16 protein-coding genes and 1 pseudogene are annotated in these 16337 nt (G+C 58.0%); 5 read left to right on the forward strand and 12 right to left on the reverse strand.

Going from position 1 to position 16337, the window contains the following annotated elements:
* The first annotated feature begins 45 nt into the window (after positions 1-45).
* The gene (locus tag ACV22W_RS05090) at positions 46-723 is read left to right on the forward strand and encodes a hypothetical protein (RefSeq protein WP_448018170.1); all 678 of its coding nucleotides are present in this window, start codon (positions 46-48) and stop codon (positions 721-723) included.
* Positions 724-1064: 341 nt separating this feature from the next.
* Here the strand turns inward: ACV22W_RS05090 and ACV22W_RS05095 are convergent, their stop codons facing one another.
* The 3 genes and pseudogenes from ACV22W_RS05095 to ACV22W_RS05105 form a co-directional block, all read right to left on the reverse strand.
* Positions 1065-1958, reverse strand: a complete 894-nt coding sequence (locus ACV22W_RS05095; protein ID WP_448018171.1) for a hypothetical protein — start codon at positions 1956-1958, stop codon at positions 1065-1067.
* A 466-nt stretch (positions 1959-2424) separates the two neighbouring features.
* Positions 2425-3243: pseudogene (locus ACV22W_RS05100) on the reverse strand (transposase); the annotation flags it as partial.
* A gap of 1 nt (position 3244) precedes the next feature.
* A complete protein-coding gene (locus ACV22W_RS05105; RefSeq protein ID WP_448018172.1) occupies positions 3245-3610 on the reverse strand; it encodes a transposase in 366 nt (121 codons plus the stop codon).
* A 134-nt stretch (positions 3611-3744) separates the two neighbouring features.
* Here ACV22W_RS05105 and ACV22W_RS05110 point away from each other — a divergent pair, with 134 nt between their 5' ends.
* Entirely contained in the window at positions 3745-3993 is a 249-nt protein-coding gene (locus ACV22W_RS05110) for a hypothetical protein (RefSeq protein WP_448018173.1), read from the forward strand.
* Positions 3994-4748: 755 nt separating this feature from the next.
* Here the strand turns inward: ACV22W_RS05110 and ACV22W_RS05115 are convergent.
* From ACV22W_RS05115 to ACV22W_RS05130, 4 genes are all read right to left on the reverse strand, one after another.
* Positions 4749-5039: an H-NS histone family protein gene (locus ACV22W_RS05115; protein ID WP_448018174.1), complete on the reverse strand. Its 291-nt coding sequence runs from the start codon at positions 5037-5039 to the stop codon at positions 4749-4751.
* A gap of 882 nt (positions 5040-5921) precedes the next feature.
* Positions 5922-6248 carry an H-NS histone family protein gene (locus ACV22W_RS05120; protein ID WP_448018175.1) on the reverse strand — a complete coding sequence of 109 codons (327 nt, stop codon included), beginning with the start codon at positions 6246-6248 and terminating at the stop codon, positions 5922-5924.
* A gap of 90 nt (positions 6249-6338) precedes the next feature.
* A complete protein-coding gene (locus tag ACV22W_RS05125; protein ID WP_448018176.1) occupies positions 6339-7406 on the reverse strand; it encodes an SAM-dependent methyltransferase in 1068 nt (355 codons plus the stop codon).
* Between the two features lie 270 nt (positions 7407-7676).
* Positions 7677-8159 (reverse strand): hypothetical protein, encoded by a 483-nt coding sequence (locus tag ACV22W_RS05130; protein ID WP_448018177.1) that lies wholly within the window; start codon positions 8157-8159, stop codon positions 7677-7679.
* Between the two features lie 281 nt (positions 8160-8440).
* Here ACV22W_RS05130 and ACV22W_RS05135 point away from each other — a divergent pair, with 281 nt between their 5' ends.
* Both ACV22W_RS05135 and ACV22W_RS05140 read left to right on the forward strand, forming a co-directional pair.
* Positions 8441-10051 carry a 3-keto-5-aminohexanoate cleavage protein gene (locus tag ACV22W_RS05135; RefSeq protein WP_448018178.1) on the forward strand — a complete coding sequence of 537 codons (1611 nt, stop codon included), beginning with the start codon at positions 8441-8443 and terminating at the stop codon, positions 10049-10051.
* A 1-nt stretch (position 10052) separates the two neighbouring features.
* Positions 10053-10262 (forward strand): hypothetical protein, encoded by a 210-nt coding sequence (locus ACV22W_RS05140; RefSeq protein WP_448018179.1) that lies wholly within the window; start codon positions 10053-10055, stop codon positions 10260-10262.
* A 749-nt stretch (positions 10263-11011) separates the two neighbouring features.
* Here ACV22W_RS05140 and ACV22W_RS05145 read toward each other — a convergent pair.
* Positions 11012-11305, reverse strand: coding sequence for an H-NS histone family protein (locus tag ACV22W_RS05145; protein ID WP_448018180.1), 294 nt, complete (start codon positions 11303-11305; stop codon positions 11012-11014).
* A 494-nt stretch (positions 11306-11799) separates the two neighbouring features.
* Here ACV22W_RS05145 and ACV22W_RS05150 point away from each other — a divergent pair, with 494 nt between their 5' ends.
* A complete protein-coding gene (locus tag ACV22W_RS05150) occupies positions 11800-12231 on the forward strand; it encodes a hypothetical protein (RefSeq protein WP_448018181.1) in 432 nt (143 codons plus the stop codon).
* 121 nt (positions 12232-12352) lie between these two features.
* On the opposite strand, the gene ACV22W_RS05155 is transcribed toward ACV22W_RS05150, so the two are convergent.
* The 4 genes from ACV22W_RS05155 to ACV22W_RS05170 form a co-directional block, all read right to left on the reverse strand.
* The gene (locus ACV22W_RS05155) at positions 12353-12955 is read right to left on the reverse strand and encodes an acyl-homoserine-lactone synthase (RefSeq protein WP_448018182.1); all 603 of its coding nucleotides are present in this window, start codon (positions 12953-12955) and stop codon (positions 12353-12355) included.
* Positions 12956-13207: 252 nt separating this feature from the next.
* Positions 13208-14077: an autoinducer binding domain-containing protein gene (locus ACV22W_RS05160; protein ID WP_448018183.1), complete on the reverse strand. Its 870-nt coding sequence runs from the start codon at positions 14075-14077 to the stop codon at positions 13208-13210.
* Between the two features lie 291 nt (positions 14078-14368).
* Positions 14369-15295 carry a 3-oxoacyl-ACP synthase gene (locus ACV22W_RS05165; RefSeq protein ID WP_448018184.1) on the reverse strand — a complete coding sequence of 309 codons (927 nt, stop codon included), beginning with the start codon at positions 15293-15295 and terminating at the stop codon, positions 14369-14371.
* Entirely contained in the window at positions 15292-16335 is a 1044-nt protein-coding gene (locus ACV22W_RS05170; RefSeq protein ID WP_448018185.1) for a 3-oxoacyl-ACP synthase, read from the reverse strand. The genes ACV22W_RS05165 and ACV22W_RS05170 overlap by 4 nt, the downstream gene beginning before the upstream one ends.
* Between the last annotated feature and the right edge of the window lie 2 nt (positions 16336-16337).

Genomic DNA, 16337 nt, shown 5'->3' on the forward strand with positions numbered 1-16337 from the left:
GGCGCGCGAGTAGGCGCGCGTTTCACATCATTGCGCGGAGGCGCCATGCTGAAGATTACTTCAGTGAAGGACGCGAATAACGATGTGCTTGTCGACGGGGCGACGACGTCGACGCCGTTCGTCTCGATATCCGGTGCGGCGCCCCGCAACACGAATTGGGTGGGTGTCTACAGTGAAGGAAAGACACGGATGGCGGTGGCGCCCGTGTCGGCCAGTGGGGATTGGGAAACCAGTTTCCGCATTGAGGACATTCGGGAATACCGGCTGACAGTCGGCCACGCCGGCGCGGGTGACAGGATCCCGTCCTCGAAAGCATGGACGTTGACGGCGACCTACGCAGACGAATCAGACCTGGGTCTTTTCACAGTATGTGACTTCATCACCGGGCAGGTGATACCCGACGGGGCAAAACTGCCCGATCAATCCAGGCTCTTGCGGGTGACGGGAAAACATATGCGCTCCCCCATGCAATATGTGAGCGTCAGGAGCGCCATACAGTGGACGGGCATTCCCGATCAAATCGAGCGTCGCGATTTTGCGATGTCGGGTCCAGAGAGGACTTGGGAGACCTTCCACTTTCCGGGGAACTGGCGGCAGGGCGGGAAAATCTCATTCTGGATCGCGGACGGCCGGGCCGAGAAAACAGCATCAGCGCCCGCGTGGTCAGAGCCATATGTTGTCTACTTCGACGCGGTACGCGGAATGCGAATTGCGCGGGGCTGAGGCACTGGCGGGCCACCCTTGAACGAGAGGTCGCAGCACGGTGCCACATGGCGTGATGATTGAGCCGTTGCCACATTCGATTCGGGGTGCGCAGCATCAGCAACCGCTGATTCTGGCTGAGGGCGCAGCCGATCCTGACCTTCGATCTGGCTTGCGCCGATTAGGTGCGGGTTGTACCGCAGATCCCGTATGTGTCGGTGCTGGTAGTCGTCGACAAAATGAATGCGGCCAAACGCTCGAGCGCCAACGAGCGCCAACGAGCGCTAATGCGATCAGCGTTTTCAGCATCTCTTGATCAGTTGTTTTTATTGCCCCGAGTAGACAAGGGGCTGAAATCTCGTTCATGACGTTGCCAGATAATCGAAGACCTGGATATTGCCAATGCTGTATTCGATCGCTTGGTCATCCATTTGGTGGCTCACGATACTTAATGTCTCGATCGCCCGTTCTGCCCTGAATTTTGATTCGAGGGTTTGCCAATCGCCAAATCCGACGGGCGTAGTTTCGGTCAGACCCCCGGTTCTGCTCGCCAGTGAAAGGAAGGGTTTGGGTAGGTGTTGATTATCGCGTCGGACCGATATTTTGAATACGTATTCGCGTTCGTGAATCAACGTGAAATCCTTGCTTAAGATGACGCCGTTATGTGAGGCTTGTGGCGGGATTCTGTTCTGGAACACAGACATTCCGTAGAGCTGGGTGATCGATCCGGTTTTTCCGACATCGCCTTGGGCCCAGCCGTTCAGGCCCTCATTGAATGTGGTGATGTCCAGTAGTGGCGTTCCGACGAAAATATCAGCCATGTCAAATGCGTTTCTTTTCCCCCCGGGAGACAGATTTATTAATTGAATGAGGATTTTACTGGTGTGTGCCTGAAACGGTACAAGATGCACCTTCCATTCCGTGTCGACTATTTCGATGGGGTGCGTCGAAATTTCATTGCCGGTTTTGATGAAAACGAGCGGGTACATGCCAGTTGACTCGCCGCCGCTATCATAGTAGCGAGTGCGGAGCGAGAAGAGATAGGTCGCGCCTGGTGTGAGATCATAAATCACCTTTTCAATCACAACCCCGCTCGAAATGGATTGACCTTCCGGGGCGGAAGAGCGGAGCCAGTATTGATCGTCCTCTTTCATTACGTTTGCGTATACTCCGGCGCGCCCCCTCATCCATCCGTTGGTATTCTCATTGTTGAAATCGGTGAAGTCATGGAGTGAAAAATTTTGCTCGGTATTCACGATTGATTCTCCGCGTGGTGTGAATCGCCGTGATGGGCGTGCTTGGGGCTACGACTCGACAAATCTTTCATGAGCGCGCATTGATCACAGTGCGAAAACGAACTGTGTGGCATGGGTGCTGAGTATGAATGCCGTTGAGGCCTTGGCTTGCGAGATGCCGAACTGCGAATCGAGTCGATAGACGCGTAGTCGCGCGAGGTCGCAGCAGGGGCGGGATGAAGGCTGACGCGCCGGGCATGCGACTGCACGGCGCTTGAACTGACGGGGAATGCCGCAAGTGGCCGTGCGTATTGCCGATGCCAGGGGTAGGAGTACTTCGTTTGCCGATGCGTTCAATCCGGGTTGGCCCGAGACTGAAACGGAGGTTGTCCTATCTCGTTCAAGCGTTAGAGGATGACTCGAGTTGATAGCCGGTGCCGCGTTACGCGGCAAGGCGAACGGGCGTCGCAGGATCGCCGTGCGAGTGAAGGCCTCGGTTGTGGTGCTTGCCTTGCTGGATCTTGCGCGGCTTACGGGCCGATGAGACCGAACTTGATCAGGCCGCGAAGGCGCAGAGGAACAAGGCTCGTTTGAGCACTTTGTTGTCCGGCCTGGATGGGGCGTTCTGCGTGGCTTGACGAGCCTGAGCGTCGGGGTTGCCGGCGCGAGGCCCGCGTAGGCCGGCAGATGCGTGGCGGAGCGCGAAGGCATTATGGGCAACGTCGGTCAGGAATCGGTTGACGGTTCAGACGCCGAGGCCAGGCATGCTGGTCGGGGCCGGTCAAAGAGGGGGCAGGTACCAGCCACTCAATTTCCGCGGCGACCTTGTCGCGCAGCTTGCGCAAGGCCGCAACTTGCTTGGCCACGCGTGGCATGACGACGGTGACGGCTTGCGTGTCGGGCACGATCATAGCTTGCGCGTTCAGCGCGTGGATGATCTCAACCAACCAAGTGCTTGCTCGTGCCGGCGTGGGCTTGGTCAAGCGGTGGGTGAGCGTCTGCTCGCTGGCGGTGGCTAGCGCGTTTGCGAACGGGTAGCGCTCGAGCAGATCACGCATCGATGGGGGATCGAGTCGTGGTCTGAGAACACGCCTGAGCGCCGGATGGAACTGCGGATGCAGGCCACGAATGCGATTGCTGAGCTGAGTGGCTTGGGGCAGCGCGAGCGTCGTCGTGGCCGCACAAGCTTGGTGAGTTCGGCGAGCCGCCCGTCCGCCAGGCGAAGCGAGACATGCGTATGCGGCATCGAGCCGGCGGCGTCGGCGATGATCGCGACGTCGCGGGCATTGGCCTTGAACCCTGCGTGACTATTCATTTTGCTCGCCGTGCGCGTTGGCGTGTTCGCAGGCTCTTGCTGCCGAGCGTATCTGATCCCGGTACAGGCTACGCCAACGTGACAGCTGACTTGGATTGACATCGTACCGAGCGGCCACCTCATGTAACGACTCCACGGGATCGAAGCTTTCGCGCACGATTTCCCACTTTCGTTCCACGGTCCAACGTCGACGATGTTTCGTCGGATCATTCTGCGATTCGGTCGAGTCTTGCGTAGCAGCAGTCGCGGGCACGGTCGTTTCCAAAAATGAGGAATCCAGTTCAATACCGCGCCTGACAATCTGTAGGAATACTCTTGTCGCGCGGAACGAGTACGAATGCATGGCACATGCATGCATCAAAACAGGCGTATGAAATCAGGTTGGGGGTGATCCATCGCGACACGTCCAGAGCGAATCTGGGTTTATCAGGGTGTCACAAAGCGTCGCGGAGGTTTGACTTGGCCCAAGTCGGAAAACTAGCTTAACGACAGATGAATCTTTCATTTTTATTTGTATTATTTTATATAAGTAAGCAATTGCTTCAAATTTTCGTGACTATCGGTGTGATTATTAACTGGATTGGAGGCCGTTGGGAAGGGGGGCAGGAAATTCGAAGGATGATTCAAACGGGTGGTAGTGGTGTTATCAAGATGGTAAATATCATTTACAATCTCGCCCCTTTTTTCTGGGGTGCCATCCTCTCGTCGATCCTGTCTTTCTGGCGTATCGGTTGGCTTTAACCTTTCCGGGGCTCAACGTGTCCTACAGTGACGTCGAGCCACGGAGCGCGATGTCTTGAGCGTAGCGTGGATGCCCTCGGGAAGTCGGTGGCGCAGGTCACTCGAGGATCTCGTAACCCTGCTCGTATTGCGCAGACTGCGAGCGACGTGCAATCGAAGCGGTGTCATCGGTGCGACGAGCGGGGAATCGAGGAATCGGGGAATCGGGTTGGCCTGCGCGCAGCGATGAACAATAGCGGGTCGACGCAGGGCACGTCGTCGGACGGTGCCGGTGAAATCGTCGATGGGGATGGCGCATACCGGACGGGTACGATTTGCGCAGTCGACATCAGGCGCCAGGGCCTGAATTTCATGCCTCTGTGCGGGCACTCGGATGTCGCGGATTGTGTCTTAGCCCGCAGGTTGAGGCGCGCAGCGCGATCGGCGTTCAGTGTTGCTTCAACGATTGCCGGCACTATGGCTTCGACAGGCAAGGTCGGCCGCGCGTGTTTGTCGCGGCATGGATCCTGAGCAGGGCGGGCCGATGCTCGCGTACGGGCCGATCGGGCGTGACGATGACGGTCGGCTAATGAGGGCGTGACATGATGCCGGCACGTCGGCGACGTGCTGCAACGCATGTTTATGTCGGATCGACGCTGAGCACTGACGGCGAGAACAGCGGGGCGGTGAGGCAGTGCATTGGCAGGCCACCTCCAATGCTCGGCGTGGTTACCCCCTCACTCGCCAGTAATGTGTTGGATGATCGCGTGGGGAGTTCACGATCGAGTGGCAGTTGATGTGACCTCAAACTGCGAGCGGTCCTTGCCTTCGATCCACGCTGGCGGGCGCCCGCGCCCGCTCCACGTCGCACCCGTGCTCGGGTCTCTGTAGCGCACGAGCTTTCGTCGTTTTGCAGAACGAGGAAAAGCTTCGCGCGGCTTGATTGCAAACTCGGCAATCAACGCGCGCACCGTTTCGATAGCGCCGCTTCGTTCCTGCGCCTTCGCGGCGTTGATCTGTTCGGTAAGAACGGTATGTTCTGCTAGTAGGGTTCGATACGACTTCATTGTCTCGGCTCCGTTGTGTGAAAAGCGAGCGGCACTCGCTGACTCACCCCCGTTACAGGCCTCATAAAAATCCAGTTCCAATGGCATGTAGTTCGGTTTTCGATCCCTTGAATGCCAACAAAAAAAGGCAGCTTGATCCCCTTGGGTGATTCGAACTGCCAAGTGATCAACCGAGTTTCAGGAAGGCTTCGTGAATATGATCACATTGCTCGAAATGAGTGCGTGCGATCCACCACTCATCGATGGTTATCGAGTGTGTGGCGCGCTTCGTGTCCACGGGTTCAAGGCAGCGAATGACCTAGGCGATGCCGATGCCGATGCCGTTCGCAGATGCCGCAGCGTTCGGCCTCGATGGCGGAAGTGGTTGTGTCGAGCGGTCGCGAAGGGCCGGCAGCCGTGGATGGGCGCGCACGACAGCGTACCTGTTCGAGGCTCCCATATCGGGTGTACCGAGCTGGTGCGCCGAGGCTATAGGCGATCGCTGTCATTCATGCTGGGCAGGAATGCGGAAAAACGTAAGCTTGTAGTCAGTATCGCTTTGACGGCGGCAGCCGTCATGGTGGTGTGGCCGGTGGCTCGGCAACAAGCCATGGCATCAGCTCATCGACGCGGATGCGCGTGTGATCGGGCATGCGTGAGAGCGCGAAGCGTAGGTCGGGCGGGGATGAATGCTGGTTGATCTGGCCGTGCCGAGGCCGTCGCAAATCGTAGTGACGCGCTCCCACCCGAGTCCACACTCGCGAACAGCAATTGGACCGATCTTGCTCGGGTCCGATAGTGCTCGGATCGGCATAAGCGGCCCAATTGGCTGTTCGCCCGATGGCTGCGTGAGGGGGAGCGCCCAGCTGTTGGACTATCCAATTCGCAAATGGGCGGAACGCGTCATGCGTCTTCCCCCGGCCACCAGCTCTTCGGCGCGCGATCGATCAGGTAGTCGTCGAGACGTTTCCCTTCCAGCCATTTTGGACGCGGCCCGAGGCCCGACCACGCATTTCCCGATGACGGATCGTAGTACTTCGTCGCCGCGCGACGTCTGCGCGCCTTGCGAAAACCGGCGGCGAACAACAACTCCTCTTCGGAAATGCCGTACAACGCAACCTGCTCACGAATTGCGTCCAACGTGGCTCGCTTCTCTTCTCGCCTTGCATCCGCAAGACGGCTGTTCAATTCATGCAACTGGGCCTGAAGGGTTTCGATATCAGTGGACACAATAGTCGGGATTTTCGTTTGGGATCAACGGGATGGTAGTCGATAAGCGCGGGCCGTTGGCATGCTGCAGCGGATGCGCTCGACAGCGGCTCATCGACTCTCGATCGGGACGCGTTTTGTGAGAACGAGGGTTTGCACATAGCGCTTCAATGGCCCAGGATGGGCTGCAAGGCGGGACTTGAGCTTTTGCTCAAGTACGTCGCCGAATCGCCGACGCTCGTCCTCACTGCGACCCGATTCCAGGGCACTGGCTAACGATGGAAGAAACGCCGAGCGGAAAAAGAGTGCTTGCCCGGTTGCCAGCGCCCGTGCATCCCTGTCCTGCTCGTAACCGGTCCAGGCGGGATCGGGCAATATCGACAGGCCACCAAATTCGGCCTGCAGCTCCTCAAATGATCCATCTGTCCCGTCGCGCCGGAATGGTGCCAGCAGTTCCTCTTTGCGCCGCGGATACGATGCGACGATCATTCGCAGACGTTCATGCACGGTGATAATGCCATCGTCGACCATCTCTGACAATGCGATGGCCGCGTGGTCCATCAGATCATTCAGGCCCGTGGACCCATCATCGTCGATACCGCCAAGCACAATCAGCAGACGTCCGCCAGGCCGCAATTCACGCGCGCGCAAGGACAGAAATTTCAGCCAGTCCAACGCCGCTTGCCGCTCGAACGCGGTACGCGCTGCCCCAGCAGATTGACACGGAAAGAAATGATCCGAAATGCAGTCCGGAATGGCACTCAGCCACATTGCGGCATAAGAACACCATCCGAGGTCGATGGATTCGGGGGGAAAGACGGTTTCATAAAACGATTTCCCGCTCGCGTAGGCATAGACATTCCCGCCATCCTGGACATATCGCTGCGGTGCGGTTTCCAGCACATCGAAGAGCGTGTTGAAGTCATTGCCGGGAAGATCCGTGTGGACAACGAAAATTGGACGGTATGGGCCCATGCGCTTCCGGAGTGTTTCGACGGCCGTTCGCATCGGCACCAGCGAATTCTTGCCTTGCGATGCACCATAATCAGCGATCACGACCGGTCGCGTGCCAGGTTCGATCGGTATCTCGGATGCCGCCCGCGTTAGCAGCGGTAGCGCAGTCATTCCACCGTCAGCCTGCGGAATGGCATGCAGGTTATACGATCCGTTCCCTTCCATTATGCAGTGCCTCGGTGACGGGTCCTGGTGCACGTTGTTTGGTTCTATGATCATTTGAATTATTTGTGTTGATTAAATGATGGCGGGCTGAGACGGTTTCCGGATTTCATGTATCGATCATCGCACAAATGCATTGGTCCGGAGTATATCAACTGATCGCGAATTATTAGATAAATTTCAGTGAGGTAAGGCGGAATATCGGCGCGTGCACGGAATATCCGGTGGTGCAATGGATTGGATGCGAAGTTGCGGCGCGATTTGCGAAGTGGATCAGTTGTCTTGGGTGGCGATGATCATTCTCAATATTTCGAAATATAAAAATATCGAAGGCATCGAATGTGCGCGCACCATGAGAATGCTTTGAAAAGCTGAAATACAAAGAATGGACCAGAGAAGAGCATGTGGTCGGGAGGCGCCAGCAGGCTGCGGCAGTCGCTCGGCCGGCAGATCGTGCCTCATTAGTCGAGCAATCATTGGCACGATGGCTTTGCGGTCGTAGAGGGTCTTGAGCCTGCGCGGGTGGCAGGCCGCGGGACGAATCCGGACCGGTCGCAAAATGTTCGGGCGTTGAGCGCGGTCGGTGCGGCGATCCTGCCGTTGTCGGCCCGACAGTCGGTGGTGTGGCGATGTTGGGGGGGGGGATCGCACCGAGCGTGCCTGTGGCTGGGCGAACAGCGCTGCTGCGTTTTTTCGCGCGCGTGAACTGCAGGGCTGCCTAATCAATGCATGAAATGATGGAAAGAACATTTTCACCGGTCTCCTGGTTCGATGTTTGATCATTTCCGATGTCGGGGCATTCAATGAGAAATTGGGTGCGCGTTGGTTTTCAATCGTGTGATTTGTTTTTTAAAAAATAGAATGGGCAATTTGCTCGAATTTATTGCGCGCTGCTGATGATTGGGCCGGATTTTGATATAAATTCATCAACGCAACATCAACCTTCCATTTTCATTGCAATTCCTTGCATATCGTATAGGATGGCCATCAGGTATCTCGTTTGACGTCAACCTGCTCAATCGACAGGAGATTCGTTCATGGCATCCATGTATATTACCGCCGCTCCGATAGGCGCTGTTCCGAAGTGGCTCGATCCGCTCGAGCCGACCTTCATTCCTTCCTATCTGATTCATCAACTGCTCGATACGATGCAAGCCGCGCAGCTCGCTCAGCAACTGCGCTCGGATGGCTGGGAAGTTGTGCCAGCCGGCGGCTGGTTGCTTGCATCAGGACATGATGATTCTATTTCCGATAAAGTATTAGGAATGCTATGTAATTATGAAGGTGCTGTCCATGCGTTGGAGCAGGCTGGATGGGCGCGTCGAGACCGCGTATGGCATGCGCCGGCACGGACCTTGCCGGAAGCTCCAATCGTTCGACGTGCATGGCTTGAGGAGGTGAGGTCGGTCGAGCTCGTCAGGCGACTTGTGCTGCAATTGACCACCTATGGCTGGGTGGCTGACCGACAGGGTGATCTCATCTGGACACACGCAAAGTTGCACAGCTATTTCCCGGCCGCGCTGATCGAATCAATCCGGGAAGACTGTCCAGTGCTGTTGGACAGACTCCGTCAGACGGGATGGCGAACGTGCTGCGACGGATACTGGCAAGCCGGCAAGGGACGGTCTGCGTTTTTGCCGATTACGCCGGACACAATTGTCGACGAGGCGCTGCGATCGCTGGAGGAGGGTGCTGCGATCGTTCATCTGCATACACGCGAACTTGGCGATCGGACACGACTCAAGATTCCTGGTGTGGGCACGGTCACGGTCGGCGCACAACGCAACCAGATCGTTGTCGACCAGTACGATGCGATCGTGCCGGCGGTAAAAGGGAAGGTCCCGACAGCGATCCTGAATGTGTCGACCAGTGTGCGAGGTGATCGACAAGGCGCGCGCAGTCCATTGCGGCGCGCCCATGTGAAGTCATACGGCGCGATCGATGCGCCCGAGGTTGCGTCACTGAGCCCGGCTGCCGTTATTTTTCAAGGCGGCGGTGGATACGACAATGCGCCGGATTTCCTGGCTGCGCAGTTCGAGCATTTTCGCAGTGTCGGCACGCGTCCGGAGGTCGAGGTGTTCAATCATACGATCGTCGACAATGCGACAACCTTGTACAGGGTATTTCTCGAGACGGCCGGCCAACCTGTGCTGTTCATGCTGGTGGCGGGGGTCGATCAGTATTGCCGCGATCCGGTGAGCGGCGAGGTGAGCGATGATTCGTTGATTGACCCGGGCGTGCGACAGCAGATTTCCGCATGTCTGGCAACCGATGATGCATCGGAGCGACAACGTGCCATCGATCTCGCGGCCGGGCAACTGTATCCCATTGTCGAGCGACTGCGGGCGAGTTTCCCGTCATCGCTGATTTCGCTGTTGCTGCCCGGGTCGTTGCAGATCATGTTGGCAGATCTCGCGCTGGCGTTGCAATTGGACGGGGTCCGAATCGGGCTGGAGGATGGTTTGAATGTATTTGACAGCAGCATCCCGGGCGGCGTACGCAAGGCACGTGGCACGTGGGAGCAGGTTCGCATGCTGCGTGAGGATCTGATTGCCAGAGGGATATCGGTCCAGACTTCGGGCGACGTAAGGGACTTGCTTGGTTTGCCTGCTGCGGTGCGGGGCGAGCCGCGCTTGAAGCTGGCATAACGTGGCAGGCCTGACTTGGCTACTGTTTGACTTGGCGATCGGGCGCCTGTCCGTCACGCAAGTGTGTGCGTTGCGGATTTCACTATCGGTGATAGGCGAAGTCCGATTGGCAGCCAACGTCAGTGTCTGGTTCGGCGCGATGCAGTGTGGCGATGCGGAGCCCATCATCGTCGTCGAACCGGACCTGTCCGATCTGGAATCTGCGCACTGAAATCCCGCCTGCATGTCAGGCGTTGGGGGGGGGGGGCTCGCCTTGCTGTCGGCGAGCATCGATCGTTGCCCCGATCCGGGCCACATCACTGCGTTCGAAAAATCAGGCGGACGACGGCCGCGTTCGTCACGCTACGAGTACGGGTGGGGCGGCAAACAAATGCCTGCCAGACGCCGTATCGACTACGGAACGAGTGCACAACTCTGCCACTCTTGCCGCTCCCTTTGCATGGTCGCCATCCGGGCTCAATTCACTGAGTTTACAAGCGTGCCGAATGGTTGATTTAAGCGCGCTGCATCGCTGATTCCGTCGGCATTTTCGGACTTGTCCGTAGCGCGTTGCCGGCCTGTCAGATTCACGAGGATGGGCCCCCACTAGGATGAGCGTGTCGCGAATCTCCTTCGCCAAACCGTCCGGGCCATTGGGTCCAGGCCACTGGATACGCCATGCCCACATCTCCGATGTGCCTGAGGCGCGCCTTCGCCGCCTCCCTGGTAACGGCAGCCGTGCTCATCACACTGTTCACCACATCTGCGTACGTGGCAGCCAGCGTCGAGGACCGTCCTTTCAGCCTCACGCCCGGCGCAGCCATCGACGGCAATCTGATGTCTCATGGCGGCCCACGGACCGTGGAGGGCATGCTCCCGCGCAATGGCCCGACAGGACCTGTGCGATGTCAGATTACAAACGGTCGCGGTCGTTTGCCGTAAAAGGGGCGTCGCCCATTTCAGGCTGGCGCACGAGTGAGGTCAGTCCGCGATCAAGAAGCGTTCGCGTTTCTTGCCTTTGATCCACGAGGGTTCGCGGCCAAGCCCGCTCCATGTCTTACCCGTTTTCGGGTCCTGATACTTGGGCGTCGCGGGTTGTCGGCCAGCCCCGTTGCGTGCGCGCTTGCGGCCAAAGATCTGTTCCGGGCTCAGGCCGTACTCTTGTACGCACGCACGAATCTGTTCAAGCACCGTCTCCAATTCGGCCTGCCTAGCTTCTTCTGCCTGCGCGAGTAACGCATCAGCTTGGGCTTTCAGCTCGTGATAGGTGGCCATTCTTCACTCCGCGTGTTCAATAGAAACAGGATTGATTTGCTTGCCTCGCCCCGTGCAAGTCGAGGCGACACGCAACATGAGCGATTTGCCAATGTCGGTGGCGTGATTTTCTCATCCTTTGGACGTTGAGTCGATCATTTATCGTCCGAGCTTGGCGCATCTCGAGATTGATTTGAAGGACGCACCACAGAACGGCAGGCGTCCTCCCAATCTCCATAGTTGACGTTATGCCCTAGCGGACCGAAAAAAGACGAGGAAAGTTTGACCGAAGCGATGCGTGCGGTCAGTCCAGCGCGTCAGTGGTCCGATTCCCCGCGGTGTGTGAGAAACATATCGCCGTCTATAAGGTGAGGCATGCTATGGAGCAATGCGACAATGCGTGGCAACTAGCTGATGCTAGCGCATGTTTGGCATCGTCCTGCGAGTGCGAGGTTTTGCGGCTCCGATTGCGTCGCGCCGAAACGCAAATTCGTCGTCTCACGCGGTGCGTTCAATTGAAAGACCAGAAACTAGGCGAGCTTGGACGGGTTCTGGCGAACTCGGCTGCCGCGCACTATTGCGTCGAAGAACGATTGCAGGAGGAGCTTGATGCATTACGAATCGATATGCCGGCAGACATGATGAATGTGCACGACCGACAGACAGGTGAGGATTCAGCAGACAGCGGTGTGGTTGTTCGTCTGCCTTACCTGACGGAAATCCTGTCGGTGTTGTTTGACGCAATGCACGTGTTCTGGGCTGACTGCGATCGATGCCGATTGCCGAAGTCATCGACTGTCGCCCATGCAATTGACGAACGTCTCGGATTGCGCGCGCAGGCAAGTGGCGAAGGTTCACGCACTGGCCAGGCCTACGCCTCCGCAATTCGGCCGGATTGGGTGAAGGACGCGGACAACCGGCATCACCGGCGGCGATCCACGTCGTAGTTGTGGCGTGAACGAGGCCGGTGGTGCAGCGCGCGAAGGGTGTTCGACCGCTCGCCGCACATCGCAAGATACCTGCGGGCAGTCTGTCTAACAATGCGCGTGGTGCGTTGCCGTTTTGTTCCTAGCACGGCACATGTGACGTGAATGGCCGAAGCCATGTAATCGATGATTGAAGCGTTTCGAGATCGGATCCGAGCTTGGCGAACGTCACGGGAGTGAGATCAATCGTGCAGATCAGGAACGGGAAACTCGGCGTGCCATGACCAGGTCCGGCATGATGGAGTTCAAGGCCGAAGCGGCGGTACAGTCGTGCGATGGCGTGGGTGACTGCCCCGATGATGCAGGTCGCGCCCAGCGATGCCGCCACGGCCATGGCATACGGAAAGAACTGCATGCTGGATCCGGCGAACCGTGAGAGTTCCCACACGGTTGACGAGGACGGGAGATCGAACTTCGGCGATCGCGCAAGCAGTTCTCGTAGCAAGTATGGGCAGGTCGTCGGCATCAACCGCGCGCAACCGCATACCTGCTGCTGCGACGTGAGTGCGACGATTTGAATGGTGTTTTCGCCATCGAAGTGATCCCATTCGATAGTTTCATTTTCCTTAATATCCGGTAATGGCCAGCCCAGGCGGCGGACGAAAACGTCGTACCGAAAGGTTCCGAGTCCGTCGCGAAGCTCAAACGGCAAGTCAATCAGTCTACCCGCGATAATGGACGGCATGTTTGTTCCCCATCGTTGATTGATGGGGGCCACGCTATCAAGACGGAAAAACAGTCGGAACTAGTCGAGTAGGGAGGGGAGATGGACGCAAATGAGCGTTCGCACAAGGTCTTCCGCGCCAGCAGTCTCATTCGTCCATACTTCGCTTTGCATTATTCAAAATGTGGGATTTGTGGACTTCTTGCGTGCGGTCAAATCGTAACCGTGGCTTGTGACCTATTCACGGGTGAGCGTAAAGAGCGATGGGTGAGCTCAGTGCTCAATCATCCCGTAGTGCGAGGCATTGACCGCAGCCGCTATTCTGCTATTCACGTTCAGGGTCTTCATCGCTTCGGCGATATGGTATTCGACGGTATGACGCGATATTCCGAGGATGATGCTGATTTCCCACGACGTCTTGCCGCGCGCAACCCACGAAAGGCATTCGCGTTGTCGAGGAGAAAGCTGAAGCGCCGCATTCGGATGGGGATGTGGGGCGAGGCGGTCCAGCGCCAAATGAAACAGCATGCTGATCACGCTTGCCAACTGTCGGCTGACCCCAGCATCGACATGGGGGGACGGGCCGGATAAATTGATGAGCAGAACACTGCCCCCGATCTCGCGAATGGGGATGCTGATCCCGTGTGTGAGCCCGGCGTCGCGCGCTTGCGCGAGCACATGTTGCTCGGCGTGGTTCAAGTCGGAAATATCGCCCCAGCGGTAGGGTCCGGAGGCCGTGAATGCGGCCCGATGGACGGGATCGATCAGCCCATAATCATGGTCCAGATAGTGCTGTACCCAACTATTGGGATAATGGGAGCAAATTGCCTCCATGGAGATCCTTGGTCGGGCTCGGGACCGGGTCATCGATATCCGCGTGACGGCGTAGCATGGAAAGCCCATTGAATGTACCGCGTCACCAAGCACGTCAGAAAGCGCAGACACATTTTGCGGTTTGTTAAAGGGGGCCAGGATTGGCGACATGCGCGTGGCTAATGTGCCATTCCATGGCGGCGGTCTAGATATCTTGTTGTGCTTACGATGCCGAGAACGCGATATCATGGCTGCTGCCTCGCTTATTGAAGAATGGCATTTGAAGGAAATGTCGAGGAAGGGTAACGAATATTGGGCGGCAGCTCGCATCGCCAATACGACGGCGAGGCGTCACGGGGCGGTGTGCTCTGGACGTTTGTCCGGGAATGCGCTGGCAACGCTCGATTGCCCGCCGGACGGCCCTGTCGCATAGACATTGTCGAGCGCCTGGCAAATATGAATTCTATAGTTTTGTGCGTGGCTTCGTGCGATAAATTGTGATGTTTTAATACTGTGCTTCGGCTTTTTAAGATGGGCGATGCGAGGCGGGGGCGATCATGCGAAACGTTCGTGATGACGTCTCACGCGATATGCGACAACGGTTCGATTAATGCCTCGCGGCTAGCGAATGAAGAGTGCCGCTGCGGAAAATCCTCCCACTCCGCGAGCGCATAATAGGAAAGGCTTACCGGAAACCAAATCTTTGCAGTCCGCGAGATTGATAAATGGGTCACTGACCGTCACGTGTGCGATGCGGCCAAAGTTCTCAGTAAACAGGCATTGTGCTGGAAGACCGAGCGATGCGACGATTCTGCGCCAGGTGGGCAGATCGAGATGGGACGGCAAGATGCGCTGAATCTCGGCGAGTGGTACGTCCGCGTCGTTGCACACTTGCACCAGCAATTGGCGGCCCGCCAGGAAATACTGTGCGGCGAAACGCGAATCATCTTCGCCGAGTGCGCCGCGCCAGCCTTCGCCGCTCGCGTGAAACGCCAGCGAGCGCAGTCGATTGAACGGAGCGTTGCGTTCGACGAGCATGGCACATGCGCCGTCGCTTAGGAATCCGGCCCCGTCTATTGATCGGTCGCGTGCAAGTGGCATGACGTCTGCGCCAACCAGCAGGACGCGGTTGATGGACGGACGGGCTGTGAACATCGCACGAATGATCCGTAGCGCCCCCAGTGATGAAGCGCAATGCTGCTGAGCAAACGAAAATGCCTGCGCCTGCTCGAAACCAAAGTGCTCGCATAGCAGGTGCGGCAAGGACAGCGGCGGCGAGGCGACGCTGCCCTGAAGCGTGTGAACGTAGACGAGAGCGTCGAAGGTGTCGGGAGCAAGCGCGGTTGCGCGAACGAGCGATTTGACGGCGTTGGCAGCCAGCCAGAGCGCCGTGCGTCCCCGAGCGTCGTAGAACGAGCGCACGCCAGCTTCTTCGAGGCGCTGGAGGGTCTCGGCCGACTGATTCGTTCGTTGGCGCCAACGACGGACGTCGTCGGCCGGCTCGGGCAGATAGTAAGCGGTATGTACGATCCCGATCGATACACTCATGACCGATCGCGCAGGTCGACATGGCGGCACAGGTGTGGCTTGCCATGCGATTCGAACAATGTGCAGCCGACGTAGCCCCCCAGGCCGATGCCCCACGCCAGGATGCGATGGCGCACGGGCAGGTCCCGAGATTGGACTGTACCGGCGAGGCGCACAAGAAGTTCGGCTGCGCCTAGATTGACATGGCGGCGGCGAGTCGATTCATTGACACGGTAATTGAGATGCCGGTAAATGGCGTCATCGAGCTGCGGACCTATTCCTGCTCCGATGACGGTGCCAAGGTCGTTCGGGTGAAGGCAGTGTCGGGACAGTATCGAGTCGATCGTCGATCGCAGCACGGGAACCAGATCCGTGCTGATATCGGGGCTTGAGAACGGGGCCGGTGTCGCGAACCGGTGAACGCGGCTGCAAAGCGCGTCGATCACGGCGAGTCCGCGCAGGCTGCCGACCGCGCGTTCCACCAGGACGGCACCGGCCGCATCGCCGTGCACGATATCCCGATCGGTCCATCGCGAGAATGGCGAACACCACTTTTCAGCCGTAACGATCAAGATCGTGTGAATTTCAGGCTCGGCGATCAGCAGGTCGCTGGCCAACCGTAGTGCCGTGAATGTGGAGGCACCTTGCTGTTGCGATACCGAGAATGGAAAGCAGGGCGTGCCGACCACGGCGCGCAATCGCCCGGCAGTGGTTGTGGAGACATGCTCGTTGAAACTGCTGTGGCAGAACATCACAATGTCGATTGGCGACGCATTCGGTGCGCGCGGCGCGCAAATTGCCCGCGCCACCCGGGCGGCGAGTCCGGATTGATCCGTATCGTACTCAACGGGCACGCAACAATATTCATTGGCCGCTTCGTTGACTGCCGCGTCTCTGGTCGTTGGCGCTTTTGGGGTAAGGTGGGTTGCGTAGTCTGCTTGCCACGACGCGACCCAAGCGTGCCAGCCGGAGCGTATAGGCGCGCCCTGCGTAGGCCCTATTGGGTAGCCAGGACGTAGCGCGGTAATGCGCGGCACGTAGCTCGCGAGTGCGGTGATCACGG

This window comes from Burkholderia sp. AW49-1 (assembly GCF_053427845.1).